The following is a 21,145-nucleotide window of genomic DNA, read 5'->3' as shown; positions in this document are numbered from 1 at the left end:
TCTCAACGGATCGTAAAAATGCGTCATCATTCTGCCAACAACAATAACCGGCCAATCAAGGGTGTCTTCTCGGGCTGCGTCACTGCCTTTGTCGGCATTGCCCTGATGAGCGCCCTGGTCAATATTCTTTATCTCACCGGCTCGCTGTTCATGATGGAGGTCTATGACCGGGTGCTGCCGAGCCGCAGCCTGCCGACGCTGCTGGCCCTCTTCGCCATAGCCGCAGTTCTATATGCGTTTCAGGGGCTGTTCGATGCCATACGCGGCCGTCTGCTGGTGCGCATCTCCGATCGCCTCGATCAGGTGCTGTCCTCCAGGGTGTATGACGCCGTCATCGGCCTGCAACTGCGCCTGCCCGTCAGCGGCCGTCAGGCGCAGCCGCTTCGCGATCTCGATACGATCCGCTCCTTCCTTTCCGGAAGCGGACCGACCGCGCTGTTCGATCTGCCATGGCTGCCTTTTTACATTGCCATCTGCTTCGCCTTTCATTTCTGGCTCGGCGTGACGGCGCTTGCCGGCGCGGCCATCCTCACGGTGTTTACGCTGATGACGGAGCTGGTCTCCAGGCGACCGGTGGAAGAAGCCGCGCAACATGCGTCCAGACGCAACCGGCTGATCGAAGCCACCCGCCGCAACGCCGATATCATTTCGGTCACGGGCATGGCCACGCCGCTCAGGGATCGCTGGCAGATGGATAATCGCGCCTATGTCCGCGAGCAGCGCTCCGCAAGCGATATTGCCTCCGGTTTCGGCGTGGCGAGCAAGGTGCTGCGCATGCTGCTGCAATCAGGCATTCTGGCCGTCGGGGCCTGGCTGGTCATCAATGAGCAGGCGACACCCGGCATCATCATCGCCGGTTCCATCCTGTCGGCGCGGGCGCTTGCGCCGGTCGATCTTGCCATTGCCAACTGGAAGGGCTTCATCGCCGCCCGGCAAAGCCGTCATCGCCTTGAAAGAACGCTGGCGCTGCTGCCGGATGCCGCCATGCGCCTCGATCTGCCTGCGCCACAAGCCCTTCTGTCCGTCGAGCGTGTTAGCGCCCTTCCGCCCGAAACGACAGAGCCGGTCTTGCAGGACATCGCCTTCACACTCCAGGCCGGCAGCGGTCTTGGCGTGATCGGCGCGAGCGGATCGGGCAAGAGTTCTCTTGCGCGCCTGCTTGTCGGTCTCTGGCGGCCGCTCAAGGGCTCCATCCGGCTGGACGGTGCGACGCTGGACCAATGGCCGGCGGAAGCATTGGCGCGCCACATCGGCTACATGCCTCAGATGATCGAGCTGCTGGATGGAACCATCGCCGAAAACATCGCTTCCTTTGATCGCCAGGCGAGTTCGGAGAAGATCATCGCAGCAGCGCGCGCAGCGCGCATTCACGATCTCGTCGTAAGCCTGCCGGATGGTTATTCCACCGAAGTCGGCGAAACCGGCCGGCAATTATCGGCGGGGCAGAAACAGCGGATCGCCCTTGCGCGGGCGCTTTATGGAGACCCCTTTCTCGTCGTGCTCGATGAGCCGAATTCCAATCTCGATTCCGAAGGTGAGGATGCGCTGACGGCGGCCATTCTCGGCATTCGTGAGCGTGGCGGTGTGGCCGTCATTATCGCCCACCGCCCAAGTGCGCTTCTGGCCGTGGACAAGGTGCTGATGATCGCTGACGGACGCCAGCAGGCTTTCGGCCCCAAGGAGGAAGTGCTCGCCAAGGTGCTGCGCCCGGTCGGTGGCGCGGCCGCCGCCCTCAAGGTCGTGCAGGCCGTGGAAGCAGGAAAGGTATGAAAATGGATGAATGGCAGACACTGCGACGCTCGATCCGCAACCACCTTTTTGTGGGTGGCTTGGGCTTCCTAACTCTGACCGGCGTCTTCGGCGGCTGGGCCGTCGGCACCGAGATCGTCGGTGCGGTAATCGCGCAAGGTTCTCTGGTGGTCGAAACCAGCCTGAAAAAAGTCCAGCATCCGGTGGGCGGCGTCGTCAGCGAACTGATGGTGCGGGACGGAGACCGTGTGAAAGCGGGCGACGTGGTCATGCGCATCGATGCGACGATGACGCGGGCTAATCTCGCCATCATCGTCAAAAGCCTCGATCAATTCACTGCCCGCAAGGCGCGGCTGGAGAGCGAGCGTGATCGGGCCGGCCGCGTGGTTTTCCCGCAAGCGCTGTCAGGCCGCGCAGATGATGCAGAGGTTCTGGCGATGATGAATGCCGAACAGCGTCTTTATGAAAACCGCAAGGCCGTTCGCGAAAGCAAAAAACGCCAGCTCGAACAGCGCGTGCGGCAGCTTCGCGATGAGATAAGCGGCATGGAGGCCGAGCGCGCAGCGAATTTCCGCGAGCAGGGCATGGTCGACGAGGAGCTCAGCCGCTTTCGCTCGCTGCATGAAAGGGGCCTGATGGAAAAGAGCCGGCTCAGCACGCTGGAGCGTCAGGCCACGGACATCGATGGCGATATCGGCCGGCTGATGGCCGGCATTGCCGGGGTTGAGGCGAAGATCAGCGAAACCGCGCTGCAAATCCTCCAGATCGACGAGCAATGGTCGGAAGAGGTGGGGTCCGATCTGCGCGAAATGGATGCCCGCATCGGCGAATATGTCGAGCGCCGGGTGGCGGCCGAGGACCAGCTGAAACGTGTCGATATTGTCGCGCCGCAGGACGGGGTGGTGCATCAACTTTCAGTGCACACCGTCGGTGGTGTCGTCGCGCCGGGCGAACAGATTATGATGATCGTGCCTGAAGTCGACAAGCTTGTGGTGGAAGCCAAGGTTGCGCCGCAGGATATCGATCAGATCTTTTACGGCCAGGCCACGAACCTGCGCTTTTCCGCCTTCAATCAGAAAACGACGCCGGAAATCACCGGAACGGTGGAGCGCATTTCGGCTGACGTGACGGTGGATCAGCGAACGGGCGCCAGCTATTATATCGTCCGCGTCGCCACCTCGCAGGAGCAGATAAAGCGGCTGGGTGAATTCAGCCTGATGCCCGGAATGCCGGTGGAAGCCTTCATCACAACAGGCGAACGAAGTGTCTTGTCCTATTTCCTCAAACCGCTTCTCGATCAGGCGAACCGTACCTTCCGAGAGGCCTGAGGGAGAAGGGCCTGGCGTTGTCGCTGGACGACATAGCGCGATCAACTCAGCAACGCCGTGCGCCTCCAAGGGCACACGGCGTTGCATTGCTTATAAAGCGCGTGGAATTTTTTTCGCCCAGCCGCCCAGCCGCCCAGCCGCCCAGCCGCCCAGCCGCCCAGCCGCTCAGCCGCTATGCCCGCATCCGCTGACGGGCATCTGCGTCATAAAACAGTCTCTTGCGATCCGTGGCACTGCCATACCGGCCTTGATCGAGCAACCTTGTGTGATCAATGGATGGGGGCTACCCGGTGACGACGTGCCATTTCGCAAAGTCATGCTTTTCGGAACCTGACAAAACGCCGCATGTCCTTTCGGGCACGCGGCGTTTTTATAGTGACCCGGATCGCGATTTCCATCGCGATCCGGGTCCACTCATGCCGATGCGTCAGCCGATCTTCACATTGTCGTCGCGCTTGATGGCGATGAGGGCCGAGCGTGGCAGCTTGCCTTCGCCATCCGGGAAGGGGGCATCGGGGTGCTGGATGCCGACGAAGTGGGTGCGCTTGTCGCCGGACCAGGTCTGGCCGGTGACTTCGGAACCCTTCGGGGCGGTCAGGAAGCGTTCGATGCGGCCGGTGGCCGGGTCGCCCGCCAGCATCTGGTTGTTGCCCTGGCCGGCGAAGTTGCCTTCATTGCTATCCTCGCCGTCGGTCTGGATCCAGAGCAGACCGGTGCTATCGAACATCATGCCGTCAGGCGAGTTGAACATGTTGCCTTCGTTGATGTTCGAAGAACCCGCATAGGCGTCCTTGTGGACGGTGGGGTTGCCGGCCATGCAGAACAAGTCCCACTTGAACTTGCCGTCCGCATGGTCGTCATTTTCCGGATACCAGCGCACGATCTGGCCGTATTCGTTCTTCTCGCGCGGGTTGGCGGCATTGATCGCCATGGCATCGCCGCCGGCATTGGCGCGCAGCTTGCCGTCCTTCATTTCGCCGCGGCGGCTGTTGTTGGTCAGCGCGCAATAGGCTTCGATGGCGACCGGGTTGATGGCGACCCATTCCGGGCGGTCCATCGTCGTTGCACCGACCTTGGAAGCGGCCTGTCGGGTGAAGACGCAGATTTCGTCGATCTTCATGCCCGTGGTTTCAGGGGTCAGGGCCAGCCACTCGCCGGCGCCGTCATCGGAGAACTTGGCGACGTAAAGCGTGCCTTCGTCAAGCAGCTTGGAGGTGTCGCCGCCCGGCACGTAGATGCCGTTGGAGACGAATTTATAGAGGAATTCGCCACGCTCGTCGTCACCCATGTAAACAACGACACGGCCGTCACGGGCAATCACCACGGCGGCGTTTTCATGCTTGATGCGGCCAAGCGCGGTGCGCTTGATCGGGGTGGACTTGGCGTCCGAAGGATCGATCTCGACCACATAACCGGCGCGGCGCGGTTCGTTGGGGTTCTTGGCGACGTCGAAACGCTCGTCAAACTTCTCATAGGCATAACGCGTCTCGGCCACGATGCCATAACGCTTGTAATCATCAGGCAGCTTGAAGGTGGCGTCGGTGGTGCCGAAATAGCCGTTGAAGTTCTCTTCGCAGGTGAGGTAGGTGCCCCACGGTGTGCGGCCGGCGCCGCAATTGTTGAAGGTCCCGAGACAGTCGATACCATCAGGGTCGGCGGCGGTCTTGACGAGATCGGAGCCTGCAGCCGGGCCGGAAAGCTTCATTGGTGTGTTGTGGTGGATACGGCGATTGAAGGGGCTGTCGAGAACGATCTTCCAGCCGTCCTTGTCTTCCGCAACTTCCATGACGGTGACGCCCTGCATGTTCTGCAGGATCTTCACATCGTCGGCCGTCTTCGGGTTGCCTTTTTCAGCGTGCGGCAGGTTGGTTTCCGGGTTCACATATTCGTGGTTGACGGCGATCAGCTGATGGCTGCCGACCACGAAAAGTTCCATACCGTCGGTGTTTTCGCCGAAGACCTTGTCGGAATTTTCAACGCTGACGCCCTTGGCGGGGTCGAGATCGGGAACGTTGGAGAACAGCGGCTGGCCCCACTTCGCCAGCGGCTTCCAGTTATAGCCTTCCGGGACATGGATGGTGTGGTCGGTTGCGGCGGCAACCGGCTTGAACGGGAAACGGCCGGCGGCGGCTTCGTGCGCCTCCGCCGAAGTGCTGCTCAACAGGTTGCCGAGCGTGCCCATGGCGGCCGCGGCCGAACCGAAGGCCAGCACGCCGCCGAGAAAGCCGCGGCGGGAAATCGCGGTTTCAACCACGCGGTCGAAATCGGTTTCGGCCGGCGGCGGGTTCTGCAGTTCGTCCCACTCGTCCCAGGACAATTTGCTCGTATCGATGTCGGTCATAGTCTGTCTCCACCGTTCAATGTTTGGAATCATTCCAACAGGCTGCGTACCTTCCGAGTGTTTCACTCGGATGACGGGAAGACGGGTTTAAAATATGATCTTCTCAGTTATGAATCTACTATTTTTCCCTCAATGCGGGAGAAGGATGCGAGTGAGCAGCAGGCCTTCGAAGCGGCAGAAGCGGAAGGGAACCTCCGTTCCGCGGCGCCAGTCTTCGCCGAGGTCGGCCGTCAGGCGCAATGATGCGGAGCCGTTTGCGTCAAAGCCGGATAATTCGGCCGCCTCGAAAAAGAACAGCCGTTTCACTGTCGGATAAAGCGCCTTGAACAGGCTTTCCTTGGCCGAAAAAATCAACCCGGTCATGAAGGGATCGATATCGTTGCCGAGGTTGTGGCGCTCATTCGCGGTCAAGGCCTGCGGGGCGATATCGCGGGCCTCCTCTTCGGTCAGCAGCCTTTCGATATCGATGCCGATGCCGCGAAATCGCTGGGAAGAGCCGGCGAGCGCAATCGCCCGCCCATGGCTGTGGGAAATCGCACCGATGACGCCCTCGGGCCAGATCGGGGCGCGATCCTCACCCATACCGGGAAAGACGGCGTAGCCGGTGAGGCGGCGCGTGGCTTCCGCCGCGCATCTGCGGCCGGCGATGAATTCCGCCTTGCGTCTCTGCGCGGCGTTTAAAAGCTGCGGCGGCAAGGGAGGGACATCGCCGCCGCCGCCTTCTTCGGCGCTGTAACGAAGGGTGAGGCAATGGCAATCGCCGCTGTCGTCCGGCCAAGGCCAGATGGCCTCCGGTGGATCGCCGGAGACGGCTTCGCGATGAAACGCCGTTGCGACGGCCATATTCTTCAACTTCAATCCAACGGCTCGAATTTAAGCCGCAAGCGTGGCGCCGCCATCGACCACGATCTGCTGCATCGTCACATGCCCGGCCTGATCGGAGGCGAGAAACAGCACCGTATCGGCGATATCATCAGGCCTTGCGATTTTGCCGAGCGGAATGCCGAGCTTGAACTGCTCGGGCAGGCCGGCGACCAGCCGTTCCTTGCCGGCGGGATCGCTCAACATGCCTGAAAGCATCGGCGTATCGGTGGAGCCCGGTGAAACGACGTTGCAGCGCACGCCATAGGGTGCAAGCTCAAGGGCGGCGCAATGGCTGAGGCTGACCAGCGCCGCCTTGGAGGCGCAATAGGCCATCATGCCGATGCGCGGCACGACGGCGGCATTGGAGCCGACATTGACGATCGCACCGCGCCGCTGCCGTTTGAAGATGCTGCTCCATTGCCGCAGCATATAAAACGGTCCCGCTGCATTGACGTCCATGCAGGCTTTCCAGTCCGCAGGCGTCAGGCTTTCGCTGTCGCCGAGCCGCAAGATGCCGGCGGCGTTGACCAGGATATCGAGCCCGCCCCATTCGTTTTCGATTGCCTTGCAGGCCGTCTCCACCGCCGTCGCGTCGGTGATGTCGAGTGCGATCTGGCGGAAGGGCGCTTCCGTCGTTCTTGCCAGAAGGTCGAGGCCGATGACCTCGGCCCCTTCCTCGATGAAACGTTCGGCGATGCGGCGGCCGATGCCCTGGGCCGTGCCCGTCACCAGCACACGCCGCCCGGTAAATCTCTGTTGCGTCATCTTTTTCGTCCGCTCAGGCTGCGAGCCGCTTTTCTTCGATCAGCGCCCACCAGGCGGAAAGTGTGGGTACACGCGCAAGCTCGTCAAAACCGACGGTGACACCGCGTTCCTTCAGCTCGCCGGCAAGCTTCATCACCTGTAGCGAATCCAGCCCGTAGAAGATCAGGTTCTCGTCGGGGTCGATATCGCTTTCATCCTCCACCATCTGCAGGACACGGGCTTTCAGCCATTCGCTGATACCGGTGGCTTCTCCCGCGTCGACGAGGCTTGCAGTGTCGATCACCACGCCGCAGCGCGTCGCCACATATTGCAGGGCCATGCGGTGTTCGGCCTCGGAAAAATCAGCAACGCCGTCACCGATCATGAAGGGCTGAATATCCTTCATGAAGGCTTCCACCGCCGTCATCATGCAGCCGATATGGGCGTAGACGCCGCCGACGATGATCTGATCGCGGCCCCAGCCCTTCATGCGCTCAGTAAGGTCGGAACGCTGGAAGGCGCTGTAGCGCCATTTGGTCAGCACCACGTCGTCAGGCGTCGGGGCGAGCTTATCCACGACCTTCTGCAGTTCGGGGTCGACGACGGTGAGGCCCGGTCCCCACATATCATTGAGGAGCGCACGGTCGCCAGGCGGCTGCTCATGCGGCTGGGCGGTATAGATAACAGGTACGCCGTTCTGAACCGCCCAAGCCTTCACCTTTGCGAGATTGTCGATGAGGGTGGTCATCAGCTTGCCTTCGGCCTCATAAAACCGCAGGAAATAACGCTGCATGTCGTGGATGAGGAGTACGGCACGTTTCGCATCGGGCTGCCATTTTGTCTTGTTGGCCGGAAAGCTTGCGGCGACCGGCATCGGATAGTCGGAAATGCTGGGGATCGTCATGATGACCTCGGTGGTTTGCTGCGCCAGGGGCGCTTAATCTCTGGTTTCGGGACGCTCTTTTTGAGCGCCCCCCTTTGTTTGTGCCGCGCGTCAGGCGCTGATGGCGGCGGGTGTCACAAGCAGGTCGCGCAGACGTTTCTTGTCGATCTTGCCAACGGCGGTGAGCGGCATGGCCTCGATGAAGCGCACACGATCCGGCAGCTTGTAATCCGCGACGCCGAGACCGGCGAGATGCTGGCGGATGGCCGGCGCCTTGAGCGCGGGATTGCGTGAAACGACGAAGACGCAGCTTTTCTCACCTAGAAGCTCGTCGTGCATCGCCACCAGCGCGGCATGGGTGACGTCCGGATGTCGCAGGATAAGGTTTTCGACCTCCTCCGAAGCGACCTTTTCGCCGCCGCGATTGATCTGGTCCTTCACCCGGCCAACGACCCGGAGATAACCTTCGGGCGTGCGCTGCACGACATCGCCGGAATAATAGAACCCATCCCTGTCGAAGACCCGGGCGCTGTGTTCGGGCGCGCGGTAATATCCCCGGAACGTATAGGGGCCACGGGTCGCCAGCATGCCTGCTTCGCCCTCGGGCACGTCGTTGCCATCCTCATCGACGATGCGGATCTCGTCGTCCGGGCTGATCGGCCTCCCTTGCGTGGTGAAGACGATGTGGTCGGGATCACCGGAGCGGGTGTAGTTCACCAGCCCTTCCGCCATGCCGAATACCTGCTGCAGGTCGCAGCCCAGCACTTCCGGCACCTGGCGGGCCAAGGCTTCGGCAAAGCTTGCGCCGCCGACCTGCAGCAGCTTGAGGGATTTCAACCGTTCGCGATGGGCGGGTGCAGCCTGCAGCCACAGCGCCACGGCCGGCGGCACCAGCGGCACCATGTCGATCTCGTGTTTTTCGATGAGATCGAAGCAGGCAAGCGGCTCCGGATTGGCGGCCATGACCACGGCGCCGCCGGCGTGGAAAACGCCGAGCGCGCCGGGCGAACTCATCGGGTAATTATGCGCCACCGGAATGGCGCAGAGGAAACGGGTCTTTGGCGAGAGTTCGCAAATCTCTGCGCTGGCCCGGGCGCTGTAATCATAGTCGTTGTGCGTCCTCGGGATCAGTTTCGGGGTTCCGGTGCTGCCGCCGGAAAGCTGGAACAACGCCACCTCGTCTGACGCCGAAGGGGCGTAGGCGGGCGGGTTTTCGGCGGAATTGGCAAGCATCCGCTCAAGGCTGCGCTGCGGATCCGCTTCGCCGAGCAGCAGGGTCACCGCAAGCTTCGGGGAGACTGCTTTCAGCGTCTCCACAAATGCGTCATCGGCGAAAAGCTCGTGGCTGCGCGAGGCAATCACCAGCTTCGGTGCAATCTGCTCCGCATAGGAGGTCATTTCCAGCCGGCGATGGCTGAAAAGTGCGTTGACGGGGGCTGCGCCGATTTTCATCAGCGCGAAAAAGACGAGATAAAACTCGGCGATGTTAGGCAATTGCACCAGCGCGGTATCACCCTTGCCAATGCCCGCGGCGGAGAGATGGCCGGCCAGATTGGAGGATTGCCGGTCGAGATCGGCATAGCTGAAGCGGCGGTCGCCGCAGACCAGCGCCGTCGCGTCCGGCCGGCGTTCCACCTGCTCAGTAAGGATGCCGCTCAGCGGCCGGTCGATCCAGTAACCGCGTTCGCGGTATCGGCGAACGAGATCGTCGGGCCAGCGTTCAAATTCGATTGTCATGGTTCGTTCCTGGGAAAATTAGGCAGAAAGACCGCAGGCGTTCAGCATGGTCTTGAGTTTGGTCTGCACCTCGGCCCACTCGGATTCGGGCTCCGAGGCCTCCACGATGCCGGCGCCGGCGAAGAGCCGCACGGTTTCCCGCTGCACGGTGCCGCAACGGATGGTCACAACCCATTCGCCATTGCCTTCAGAATCCGTCCAGCCGACCATGCCGGTGAAGAGGCCGCGCTCGAAAGGCTCGACAAAGCGGATGAGGCGATGGGCGCGCTCGGTGGGGAAGCCGCAGACGGCAGGTGTGGGGTGCAGCAGGCAAGCAAGCTGCAGCGCATTGGTCTCGGGATCGGCAAGGCGGCCTTCGATACGCGTTGAAAGATGCCAGAGTGCGGCGGTGTTGATAAGGGAGGGTTTGTCGGGAACATCGAGTTCGGCGCAGACCGGCGAAAGCAGCGAGCGGATATCCTCGATCACCAGGCTGTGCTCGTAATGGTCCTTTTCGGAAGCCGAGAGCCGATCCGCATTGGCCTTGTCCGCTGCCGGATCGACCATGCGTTTTGCCGATCCCGCCAGCGGGTTCGAGATGATTTTCCCGCCCTGCTTGCGGATCAGGAGTTCCGGGCTGACGCCGATCAGGTCGCCGCCGTCGGGAAGCGGAATGCGGAACTGGTAACCTTCGCGGTTCTGCTTGGCGAGGCTCGCCAGCAATCTTTCGACATTGACCTCGGAGGCGAAAGTCAGTTCACGCATGACCGAAAGCACCGCCTTGCGGACTTCGGAATGGCGGAAATTGACGATGGCATGCTCGACGGTACGCTTGAAACCGGTCTCGTCCGGCAGGCTGTTCTGGCCGATAAGCGCCGGCATGGCCGAATCGGCGACGATCGGCGCGGCATCCCTTGAATTCCATTCATGGTTGTATGGAATATACAGGCATGAAGGTTCACTGACATCGAAGGGGATTGCGCCGATGGCGATGGGGTTCTGCTCGCCGTCCCGGCGCGCACGCTCGAAGGCGTCGGCCAGTGCCTGCTGCAGCGGGCTCGATATGTCTTCGCCGCCACGGGCGGGAATCGCGATCCTTTCGCGAATGCCCCTGGCGCGTAATTGCCCGCTGCCGGAAGTAAACAGAAATTCTCTATTAAATTCAGTAATTTCGTCGGATTCGACGTCATTCGTCCTGAGTGCTCCCGTTTTCATGGGATGCCTCCTGTGCGAGTGGTTGACGATGGCTTATACTTGAGTATGCTAATCATGTTTTGTCAACCGGTTCAAACTCACATGCTAAATTTAACCCCGATGCAGGTGGCCTATTGGGTCGGCCGCGAGGCGGATGGAATACTCGGGAAAGTTACGCCCCATCTTTACCTCGAATTCGAGGGGCAGGCGGTGGATGCGGAAAAACTGGCCGTTGCCGTCGAAAGTCTCTGCCGGCGTCATCCCATGCTGAGCCTCCGTATCGACGCGGAAGGGCGTCAGTCCGTCGATCCTGTCGGCCGGCCGCTCCGCCTTGATGTGGAGGACATGACCGCGCTTGATTCGGAGGCGCTTGCGCGCCGTCTTGAGACGAAACGCGAGAAGTGGAGCCATCGCGGGGCTGATCTTCGTGCTGCCGCACCGGCGGCGATTTCGCTCAGCCTGTTGCCGGAAGGGCGTTGCCGTCTGCATGTGGACACCGATATGCTGGCCATCGATCCGGCCAGCGTGCGGATCGTGATGGAAGACCTTGCCCGCTTCTACGAGACGGCGGCAGGCGTAGACAAAACACAGACGTTCGAATCAGTCCCCCCGTCGTTTTTCGACTGGGCGGAACGGCTTGCGTCCGATCCTGACTTGAGGGGCCGGCGCGAAAGGGACCGTTTATGGTGGCGGCAACGGCTTGCCGATGTTCCGGACGCTCCGCCGCTGCCGTTTCTGCCCGATGACCCCTCGCGCGCCGTTCACACGGACCGGCTCGCCACGCTGCTTTCAGCGGCTGAGCGCGGCAGTCTGGAGCGGACGGCGCGGCGCTGCTCCGTGACGCCATCGACCCTTCTGCTCGGCGTTTTCGCGGTGGCTCTGTCGCAGGCGGCGGGGGCGGAGAAATTCCGGCTTTCCGTGCCGGGTTTCTGGCGCGCGCCGTTGGTGGAAGGGGTCGATGAGATCGTCGGCGAATTTTCCAACGTGCTCGTGCTCGGCGTGGAAATCAGGCCTGAAGAAAGCGTCGAGGCGCTGCTCGGCCGGCTGTTCGATGAAATGAACGGCCTTCTCGCGCACCAGTCCTATCCGGGCGTCAGCGTCATGCGCGATCTTTCCCGCCAGCGCGGTGATTTGCAGACCTCGCCGGTAGTCTTTACCGCCGGAGTCGATCTTCCGGGCGGAGAGCTGTTTTCGGAACGCGTCGGGCGGTTGTTCGGCCCGATGGTCCACACCGTCTCGCAGGGGCCGGGCGTCGCGCTGGATGCGCAGGTGGCGGCTGTGGATGGCGGCCTGCTGATCAACTGGGACGTGCGGCTCGATGCGCTGCCGGAGAGCTGGCTGCGCGCTTTGTTCGAAACCTACGTCGCTCTTCTCCGCCGGCTCGCGGAAAGCCCCGATCTTACTTCTGCAAGCTCGGAGCGATTGGTCGCACGGCAGCCGGAAGCGGCAGCCGAGGCAAAAGGAAAACCCATGGAACGTCCACTCTCACCCCTGCAACAGGCCTATCTGCTCGGGCGCGGCACCCATCTGCCGCTCAGCGGTGTGGCGATGCAGGAGTTCCGCGAATATCGCGGCAATATCGACCCGGAACTGTTGCAGTCACGCCTTGCCGCAATGGTCGGGAGACATGAAAGCCTGCGTACCCGCATCGATGAGCGGCGTCTGGTGCAGATCGTCTCCGACGAGCCGAAGATCAATCTCGATCGTGTCGATCTTTCGGCCCTGTCTGTTCCGGAAGCCGAGGCAATGATCGAGGCAGCGCGACGGGATTTTTCCCATGCACATTTCGATCTCGCAGCCTCGCCATGGCAGGTCACGATCTTCCATATGCCGGATACCGGGACGGCGGGGCATAAAGTTGTCGTCTTCCTGCGTTTCGACGCGCTTATCCTTGATGGGCGGGCCATTGCCAGCCTTGCGGCGGAACTCTTCGATGGCGTCCTGTCGCCAGAAACCGCCGCTACGACCGGAACGCCGAAGGAGGATATCTCGGCGGCCCGCGCCGGGGATGCTGCCTATTGGGCGGACAAGCTGAAAGATGCCGAGGTGCCCTCGCAACTGCCGTGGAAAGCACCGCTCGAAACCATTCCCGCATCGCGTTACAGCCGCCAGAGCCTGCTCGTCGAAAAGCAGCGCTTCATCGCCTTTTCGCGGATCGGCGCGAAAGAGCGGCTGTTCAAGAATTCGGCGCTGACGGCAGTGATCCTCGATGTGCTCTCACTCTGGCTCAATGAAGGCGCTCTTGTCGTCGGCATTCCCGTTGCGCCGCAGGTGGGAGGAGCCTTTGCCAACCGCTCTAGCTTCATCGCCGTCCAATGGGATGCGGCCAAGGGCAGCTTTGCGGAGCGGGCGGCAGTCCTGCAGACGGATGTGCTTGATGGGCTGAACCATCTGGCTTTTTCGGGCATCGATCTCAATCGCGTGCTTCTCAATGCCAATCCGGGCGGGCTTGCTTTGCCCGTCGTGATTACCAACGGCCTTACCTGGCCGACGCTCTCACCCGAATCGGAGATGCGATGGGCGGGTGGGCTTACGCAGACGCCGCAGGTGGCGATGGATTTCCGCTTTTCGCAAAATCCGCAGGGTGATCTTGTCCTCGATATAGACTATGCGGAGCAGGCGATCGATGCGGCGATGGTGGCGGATATTCTCGCAGCCATCGAGCGTGCGATTGCCGGGATCGCGGATAGCGGCGCTTTCTCCTTCAATAGACGCGATATTGTCGACCTGTCCCATTACAGGCTGAATGGTGACGAGCGCAGCTTCGTCTGCCCGCCATTTCTGGAGCGGATTGCCGGCCACCTTTTCAAGGGGGACCCAGCACGCACGGCACTTGTCAGCGGCAAACGGTGCATCGCTTATGGCGAACTCGGTCAGATGGTGGCAGGGGCGATGGCGGGCCTCAAGGCGCGCGGCATCGGCCGGGGCGATGTCGTGGCCGTATGCCTGCCGCGCAGTCCCGAACATACGGCTATCACGCTCGCCGCAGCATTTATGGGAGCGGTCTGGGTGCCGGTCGATGCCGGCTCGCCGGAAGATCGCCTGCGCTACCTGCTGACCAATTGCCGCCCGGCCGTCATCGTCGCCCGCAGCGCTCCGCAGGGTTTCGACGCTGTCGATCCGGCGGAGCTTCTGTCCATGCCCGCACCAGCTGGTGCGCCAGTTACCATGGCTGACGTAGCAGCACTCTCCGGAAGCGAGGAGCCTGCCTATTATCTCTACACGTCGGGCACGACAGGCAAACCGAAATGCGTCGTGCTTTCCAACCGCGCCACGGCCAATGTCATCGGCAGCACGCTTGCGGAATGGGCGGTGACGGAGGGTGACGTGTTCATGTCAGTCACCCCGCTGCATCACGACATGTCCGTCTTCGATGTTTTCGGCGCGCTTGTCGCCGGGGCGACGCTGGTGCTGCCGGAACCCGGCGAGGAAAAGGATGCGGTGCGCTGGAATGAGTTGGTGGCTGAACATGGCGTCACGCTCTGGTGCTCGGTGCCGGCCATCTTCGAAATGCTTCTCTCCTGCCGCCGTGGTGCCCAGCTCTCTTCGCTCCGGCTCGTGGCGCAGGGCGGCGATTACATCAAGCCCGTGATTATCGAAGAGCTTCGCAGGCTGAAGCCCGATCTGCGGCTGATATCGCTCGGCGGGCCGACGGAAACCACGATCTGGAGCATCTGGCACGAGATCGTTGCGGAAGATGTCGCGGCCGTGCCCTATGGTCACCCGCTGCCCGCCAATCGATATTTCGTCCTCAACGATCAGGGCGACCATTGCCCGGGCGGTGTCGTTGGCCGCATCCACACGGCGGGCGTGAGTGTAGCGATCGGCTATCTCGAAGATGGTGCGATTACCCAGACGGATTTCGTGACGGTCAACGATCCCGAGGGAAAGCCCGTGCGCGCCTTCCGCACCGGAGACCGTGGCCGCTACCGGCCGGATGGCAAGATCATGTTTGCGAGCCGCGTCAATGGTTACGTCAAGGTGCGCGGCGTGCGCGTTTCGCTGCCGGATGTGGAAAACGAGCTTATCCGCCATCCTTCCATCCAGCGGGTTCTGGTGGTGGATTACGGTGTCGAGCAAAAGGGCGAGGCGGCCATCGGCGTGCTTTACGTCGTTGCGCCCGGCTTCGAACTCTCCACCGCCGATCTGCGCAATTTTGCCCGGAGCCATCTGCCGGAATCGCATGTGCCCGGCCGGTTTCTCAAGGTCGACGATCTGCCGCTTTCGGCTAATGGCAAGCCGGATCGCCGTCGCGCCCGCGAATTGCTGACCGGCGCGACGGGTGGTGTGGAACCGGCAAAAATCTCCGCCCCGGTGGCTCCCGTCGCCGATCAGGGCGACCGCCGGGTGCTGGATATCTATCTCGGCGTGCTGGGTAAAAAACCGGCGAATGTGGATGCGAACAGCGACCTGCTGGCGCTCGGTCTTTTGCCTTCGCATCTGAAGATCGTTTCGGCTGAAATCCGCACTGCCTTCGGTGTGGAACTGACGCCGCAGCAGCTTCTGCGGTGCCGCAATGCCAGACAGGTGACCTCGCTTTTGGCCGCCCGGGCGGCGTGAACCCAATCATTTCGGGCGGGATTTCGCGCCCGATAACGGAAATTGTTCAAGGAAAAACAGATGGCGCATATCGATCCTGCCAGCGACTGGCTTCCACTGACGCAGCCGCAACTCGATTTCTGGGAGGAGTTTTCCTTCCATCCCGACGAGCCGGTTTCCACCGTCGCCCACTACATCGATCTTTCCGGCGCGGTGAACGAAAGCGCGCTCCTTCAGGCAATTACACGCACCGTGCGCGAGTCCGAAGTCCTGTCGATCCGTTTTCGTATCGGGGAGGATGGCGAGACACCGCAGCAATGCTGCGATCCAAGCCATGCCCCGGTGGTGGAACTAATCGACCTGCGCACCAGTCCCGCTCCCCTGGAAGAGGCGCTGCGGCGCATGAACGCGGATGTGGAAGCAAGGCTCGATCTCAGAACCGACAGGCTCTCTGCGCAGCTGCTCTATCGCATCGCGGATGACCGCTATCTCTGGTACATCCGCGCCCATCATATCGTCGTGGATGGTTATGGCCTGACGCTGGTCGAGCAGCGCTGCGGACAGCTTTACGGGCACTATTGCGGCAAGGGCGAAGCGGGCCCGGATTTCCACCCCTTCGGTGATTTCCTTGCCGAAGAGGATGCCTATAAGCAAAGCCGGCGTTTCGAGAAGGACCGTGATTTCTGGGCGGCCTATCTCGCCGCACCCGCCGATCTGCCGGTGCTGGACAAGGATTGCGAGGACTATGGCGGCGGCGGCCTGCATGCCGATGCGGCCTTGCCGCAGGGGTTCAGCACACGGTTGCAGCAGGTGGCGGGTGCAATGGAGATCGGCTGGCCCGACCTTCTGGTGCTGCTCTCAGGCCTTTATCTCCACCGTGTCCTGCCGCGTCCGGATCGCAATGTGCTGACCTTGTGGCTGCCTTTCATGGGCCGCTGGGGCAGCGTCGGCGCGCATATGCCGGCGATGCTTGTCAATATCCTCCCCTTCCATCTCACCATCGAGTCGGGCGAGAGCCTCGGTGCATTTCTGAGGCGCAACGCCACCAATCTGCGCAAGCAGCGTCTGCATGGCCGCTACCGCATCGAGCAGATCGCCGCCGATCGGGAAATCCCGAAGGGCCGGCGCTTCTTCTTCTCGCCGCTCATCAATGTCCTTCCCTTCAGCGCACCGGTCTTTGCCGGGCTCGCCGTTATCAGGCACATTCTTGCCAATGGTCCCGGCGACGGTTTCAACCTGACCTTCCGTGGCGAAGATGACGGTAGCGAACTGAACCTGCATATCGATGCGGATTCGGCGCTGACGCAAACGGAGGATTTCGCCCGCTACTGCGAGGAACTGCCATTGTTCCTCGACGCCATGCTGCGCGAGGAGGCGCTGACGCTTGCGGCGGCGCAGGCGTCCACGGCATTCCGTCTGGCGGTCTGAGGGGGGACTGTGGGCGGATGCCAGGCCGGCTTCGGGGTGTGAGGCTGGACATGCGTTATCGATAATGACGAAAAATCCGTGTTCCGTCATGCCGGACTAGATCCGGCATCCAGCCACGGCGCGTCTGCGCCGTGAAAGGACTCTTTCGCGATCAGGACTTGATCGCACTGGACCCCGGACCACGCCCGGGGTAACGGCGTGTGGATGCAGGGCGCGCGCCAATACATTCTCAGCAGCACTCATAGGTAAAAATAACCCGGCTCCGCCAGGCGAAGCCGGATTTTCCTTGCCCAAGTCCGGTTCAGGCGAGTGTCGTCAGCACGCGGCTCGAAGCGCCTGCTTCGGCAAAACGGCTGAAGACGCCGCTGGTGGTGTTGCGCAGCCGCTCGACATCGTCAGGGCCGTAACGGTCCGAACGGTAGCTCATCAGCACGCGAATGGAGCGCTCGCCGCCTATCGTCTCTTCCATCACCTCGAATTGCAGTCCCAGCATGGATTCGTGCTTGTCAGGGTCGATCTGGCGGAACTCCACCGGCTTGCCATCCGGCCCGGCGAGGGTGCCGTTCAGCTTGTTCTTGGCGTGGATCTGGATGAAGACCTCGAACAGATGATCACGGCCCGGCGTCATGCCCAGCGCTTCCTCGACGAGATCGATCGGGATTTCGCTGTGTTCCAGCGAACCGTTGATGGTGTTCTTCACCGAAGAAATCAGTTCGCCGATGGTCATGGTCTCGCCGAAACGCACGCGATGGGCAACGACAGTGGTGAAATAACCGATCGTATCGAAATAACCGCTGTCCGTGCGGCCCGAAGCCGAGGTGCCGACCACGAGATCGCTCAACCCGCCGAGATGGCGCAGCGATGCGGCAATTGCGGCATAGACCACGTTGAACAGCGAGGCGCTGTTCTGCCTGGCAATGGCGTAAAGCCCGTCGCTGACATGTTTTTCCAGCTTGAACTCGATCCAGCCGCCTGCCGGGGCTTCATCCTGCGACGTCTCCGTCGCGTGGCCCTGTCCGTTGAGGGTAAGGCCTTTCGGCGCATCCCGCAGCATGTCGGTCCAGTAGGCAAGGTGGCCGGCATTCACACCTGACGCCACCTGTTTTCTTGCAAATTCATGGAAGGGTGCCGGTCTGGTCGCAAAGACCGGGGCCTTGCCCGCGGCCCTTGCCCGGTAGGCCTCGGTCAGCTCGTCCATCATCAGGTTCACCGACCATTCGTCCAGCACGATATGATGGAAGAGGAAGGAAAGCACCTGACGGCCGGTCTGTGCATCCCGCAGGAAGCGCAGGCGCATCGGCAGTTCACGCGCAAGATCGAACCGCCAGCCGGCCTCCGCGTGCCGGTCCACACCTTGGCTTTCCTCGCTGGTCCAGAACCATTTGTACCCGGGCAGATCATGCATCGGCACGATCTTCTGCAGAACCGTATCATTTTCGACGTAGAAATGGGTTCGCAGGCCGGGATGGCGCTCGATAATGTCGAGGAAGGCGCATTCGAAGGCATTCTCATCCACGGGATCGAGGAAATCGAGCGCGAAGGGAATGTTGAAGATTTCGCCGAAACCGAAGGCGGCATAGGCTTTCCAGAGCGACATCTGCGCCAGCGAAAGTGGCGCAGTCAGCGAGCCGGTCGCCGTCGCCTCGGCCTGCGCAGGTGCGGCGGTTTCAAGCCGGGTCGCCTGTTTTGCGAGCGAGGCGGCGGTCGGGTAGCTGAACAGGTCGTTGAAGCGCAGCTCGATGCCGTGATTGGCGAGAAGACGCCCGATGATGCGGGTGGCGATCAGCGAATGGCCGCCAAAATCGAAGAAATCATCATCCGGTCCCATGTCCGGTGAAGCAAGCGCTTCACGGAATTCGGTAAGGATTGTCGCAGCGGTGTCGTCGTTCTGACCGGAAGCGGCGGGCGAAAGGGCTGCCTGTTCCGATGCTGTCGAGGCGTCTTGAGGGACGATGCCGGAAAAATCCGCGCCGCCTTCAAGATGGCTGACGAAGCGCTCCAGCAGGAAGGCCGTCGCATGTGGCGATGTCTCCTTGCCACCCGTCAGTTCTAGGCGGATATCGCCAGTTGAGGTCGGACCGGCAGCAAGGGTCAGGCCGAGACCGGATTGCAGGGAGGGCAGGGGCAGGTGCTCAAACTGGAGGCCATGCTCCGATATGGCCTGAACGGGTGTCGCAAGCGCCTGCAGCGTGAAGGTGGCCGTTCCACCTTCATTGTCGTTTCGCTGTTCCAGCCCCGCCAGCACGGCCTTTTCAGCCTGTTCGGGCGATTGGCCGCCGGAGATCGCTACCCGTGCTGCGGCTTCAGCTGAAATCGGCATGGCAACGCCGGGCTGCAGGCGCAGGGTTACGGTCTCTGGACCACCGTTTTTTGCGAGAAAAAGGGCGAAACGCGAGCCGGCGCGGGCCAGAAGCGCATTCCCCGCCGTGGAACTGTTGAGGCCGAGCAGGGTTGTGGGAAGATCGACACCGTGGCTGTGGCTCGCCGGCCTGTCGATCCCGTTTTGCCGCAGCGCCACGACGGTCGAGCCGGAGGCCGGCCGTTGCAGCCAGCTGAGCGGAAGTGGGTCGACGCTGCCGTTTTCGACCGCGCGCGGCGAAAGCGGCTTTGGCGTCTTACCGGCATAGGCCGCCGTGATACCTTCCAGCAGGATCTGTGGCGAGAGGACTTCGCGGAGCAAGCCGTGGACCAGAAATGCCAGCAGGATTTCTCCTTCGCTCAAAAGCACGACGGCCTGAAACGGCGGGTCGGTTTCGGCATCGAAGGGTCTTGCCTGGAGGGCGTGCAGCAAGGTGAGGGCCTCGTCTGCCGAGGGAACATGCAGCAATTGCACGATGGATGCGGACGGGGCTTCGATGCTCTTGGCAAGAGTGCCGTCCTCGCCGAAGGCAAAGCGCGCACGAAGCTCGGGCCAGACCTCGCAGACCGTCTTCAGCGCCGAGGTCAGGCGCAGCAGATCGCATTCTTCACCGATGCGATAGGCGAGAAGCTGCCGGAAGACCTGATCAGGATCCTGAAACTGCTCGAACCAGACCCGTTCTTCGTATTGGCTCGGCGGGGCTGCGTTTCCCTTGTCGAAGGTTTCTTCGATGCGACGTGCGAGCACACGTGTATTGTCTGCTGCCATGGTCCTCTCCTTGGAAATATTCGGCGGCCGCCTTGGGAAAGCGGCTGATCTTTCTCGCGGGATCAATGTCCCGCGCGCGACCGTTCGATGAGCGCCTGCCAGGCGGCAAGCGTGGGCTGCCGGGCCAGATCGTCATAATCGAGCCGCGTCCCGGCAAGCTGTGAAAGCGGCGGCATCAGGCGCATGAGGGCAAGCGAGTGAAGCCCGCGGCCGAACAGGTTGTCCCCCGGTTCGATATCGCGCACCTCATCATCCAGAACCCTGGCGAGAAGGGCCTTGAGTTCCGTCATCATCGTTTTCGCTTCCAGCATGGCACCCGCCGCGATTACCGGTTCATTCATCGAAATGATCGTGAACGCCGCTGGCGCCGCGACGCCAGTAGCCGGAAGCGCGAGTCCATTTGGGGTTGGCGCCGAACTCCTCGACCAGAAGGGCGCGAACCTCCTTTGCGGTCTTCGATTCGCAGGCGACCCAGCTGAAGAAGTCGCCCTTCGGCAGCTCCAGCTTGCGCAGCGCGCCCGCCAATGCATCGTAATCGGTTCCGTTTTCCATCTTTTGCGTTACCCAGACAATCGAGGCGTCCGCCTTCGTCGTAAGTTCCAGCCGATCCGCATCCGTCTCGACCTCGATCAGCGCCACGACACGGGCGCCCTCGGGCATTTCCTCCAGTCGCCGCGCCAGCGCGGGAAGGCCGGTATCGTCGGCAATCAGCAGATGCCAGTCATAGGTGAAGGGAACGGTGAAGGAGCCGCGCGGACCGGCGATCCACGCCTTGTCACCCACCTTTGCGGCTTTCGCCCAGTTGCTGGCGGGGCCGTCGTGATGGGTGGCGAAATCGATGGCGAGTTCGCCTTTTTCGGCATCGAAGCTGCGCGGCGTGTAGTCGCGCGCCAGCGGGCGCGGCGCGCCTTCCGGGAATTCAATGCCGTTCGGGCCGATCACCGGCAGGCTCGGTTCGGTTTCGCCGGGCTGGGGGAAGAACATCTTGACGTGATCGTCAAAACCGAGGCTCGCAAAGCCATCAAGTTCCGGCCCGGTCAGGACGATGCGCACCATGGACCGGCTGAGCTTTTCGACGCGCGCGACATTGAGCGCGCGCAGCGCGACGGCGTGGCGATGGCGTTTGGGAGTGCGGTCCGGTGTTGCGGAACCTATCGTTTCTGGCATGCTCATGCTGTTGTCTTTCCTGGGATATTGCCGATGGGGTCGGCGGTGTCGCAGTCCCGGATCGG

13 protein-coding genes are annotated in these 21,145 nt (G+C 61.9%); 4 read left to right on the top strand and 9 right to left on the bottom strand.

The window, feature by feature from the left end:
- Nucleotides 1–18 precede the first annotated feature (18 nt).
- Both AC5I5B_RS23290 and AC5I5B_RS23285 read left to right on the top strand, forming a co-directional pair.
- Nucleotides 19–1,770 (top strand): type I secretion system permease/ATPase, encoded by a 1,752-nt coding sequence (locus AC5I5B_RS23290; RefSeq protein ID WP_112978678.1) that lies wholly within the window; start codon nucleotides 19–21, stop codon nucleotides 1,768–1,770.
- A gap of 2 nt (nucleotides 1,771–1,772) precedes the next feature.
- Nucleotides 1,773–3,077 carry an HlyD family type I secretion periplasmic adaptor subunit gene (locus AC5I5B_RS23285; RefSeq protein WP_174067653.1) on the top strand — a complete coding sequence of 435 codons (1,305 nt, stop codon included), beginning with the start codon at nucleotides 1,773–1,775 and terminating at the stop codon, nucleotides 3,075–3,077.
- Between the two features lie 427 nt (nucleotides 3,078–3,504).
- On the opposite strand, the gene AC5I5B_RS23280 is transcribed toward AC5I5B_RS23285, so the two are convergent.
- The 6 genes from AC5I5B_RS23280 to AC5I5B_RS23255 form a co-directional block, all read right to left on the bottom strand.
- Nucleotides 3,505–5,418, bottom strand: a complete 1,914-nt coding sequence (locus AC5I5B_RS23280) for a PhoX family protein (protein ID WP_223567521.1) — start codon at nucleotides 5,416–5,418, stop codon at nucleotides 3,505–3,507.
- A gap of 129 nt (nucleotides 5,419–5,547) precedes the next feature.
- A complete protein-coding gene (locus AC5I5B_RS23275) occupies nucleotides 5,548–6,261 on the bottom strand; it encodes a 4'-phosphopantetheinyl transferase family protein (protein ID WP_087746676.1) in 714 nt (237 codons plus the stop codon).
- Between the two features lie 30 nt (nucleotides 6,262–6,291).
- A complete protein-coding gene (dhbA, locus tag AC5I5B_RS23270) occupies nucleotides 6,292–7,047 on the bottom strand; it encodes a 2,3-dihydro-2,3-dihydroxybenzoate dehydrogenase (protein ID WP_495752861.1) in 756 nt (251 codons plus the stop codon).
- A gap of 13 nt (nucleotides 7,048–7,060) precedes the next feature.
- Nucleotides 7,061–7,930, bottom strand: a complete 870-nt coding sequence (locus AC5I5B_RS23265; RefSeq protein ID WP_174055169.1) for an isochorismatase — start codon at nucleotides 7,928–7,930, stop codon at nucleotides 7,061–7,063.
- 90 nt (nucleotides 7,931–8,020) lie between these two features.
- The gene (locus AC5I5B_RS23260; RefSeq protein WP_174055170.1) at nucleotides 8,021–9,646 is read right to left on the bottom strand and encodes a (2,3-dihydroxybenzoyl)adenylate synthase; all 1,626 of its coding nucleotides are present in this window, start codon (nucleotides 9,644–9,646) and stop codon (nucleotides 8,021–8,023) included.
- Nucleotides 9,647–9,664: 18 nt separating this feature from the next.
- Nucleotides 9,665–10,840: an isochorismate synthase gene (locus tag AC5I5B_RS23255; RefSeq protein WP_495752860.1), complete on the bottom strand. Its 1,176-nt coding sequence runs from the start codon at nucleotides 10,838–10,840 to the stop codon at nucleotides 9,665–9,667.
- A gap of 81 nt (nucleotides 10,841–10,921) precedes the next feature.
- Here AC5I5B_RS23255 and AC5I5B_RS23250 point away from each other — a divergent pair, with 81 nt between their 5' ends.
- Entirely contained in the window at nucleotides 10,922–15,379 is a 4,458-nt protein-coding gene (locus tag AC5I5B_RS23250; RefSeq protein ID WP_174055172.1) for an amino acid adenylation domain-containing protein, read from the top strand.
- A 60-nt stretch (nucleotides 15,380–15,439) separates the two neighbouring features.
- Nucleotides 15,440–16,786, top strand: coding sequence for a condensation domain-containing protein (locus AC5I5B_RS23245; protein WP_111817856.1), 1,347 nt, complete (start codon nucleotides 15,440–15,442; stop codon nucleotides 16,784–16,786).
- A 301-nt stretch (nucleotides 16,787–17,087) separates the two neighbouring features.
- Here AC5I5B_RS23245 and AC5I5B_RS23240 read toward each other — a convergent pair whose 3' ends face one another.
- From AC5I5B_RS23240 to AC5I5B_RS23230, 3 genes are all read right to left on the bottom strand, one after another.
- Complete coding sequence (locus AC5I5B_RS23240; protein ID WP_174055173.1) at nucleotides 17,088–19,913, bottom strand: condensation domain-containing protein; 2,826 nt, start codon at nucleotides 19,911–19,913, stop codon at nucleotides 17,088–17,090.
- A gap of 62 nt (nucleotides 19,914–19,975) precedes the next feature.
- Nucleotides 19,976–20,254, bottom strand: coding sequence for a phosphopantetheine-binding protein (locus AC5I5B_RS23235; RefSeq protein WP_020809014.1), 279 nt, complete (start codon nucleotides 20,252–20,254; stop codon nucleotides 19,976–19,978).
- A complete protein-coding gene (locus AC5I5B_RS23230; protein WP_174055174.1) occupies nucleotides 20,247–21,086 on the bottom strand; it encodes a siderophore-interacting protein in 840 nt (279 codons plus the stop codon). Before AC5I5B_RS23230 ends, AC5I5B_RS23235 begins: the two co-directional genes overlap by 8 nt.
- Nucleotides 21,087–21,145: the final 59 nt, after the last annotated feature.

The sequence above is a fragment of the Agrobacterium sp. genome (assembly GCF_059499945.1).
This window is presented reverse-complemented; position numbering and strand designations above follow the sequence as displayed.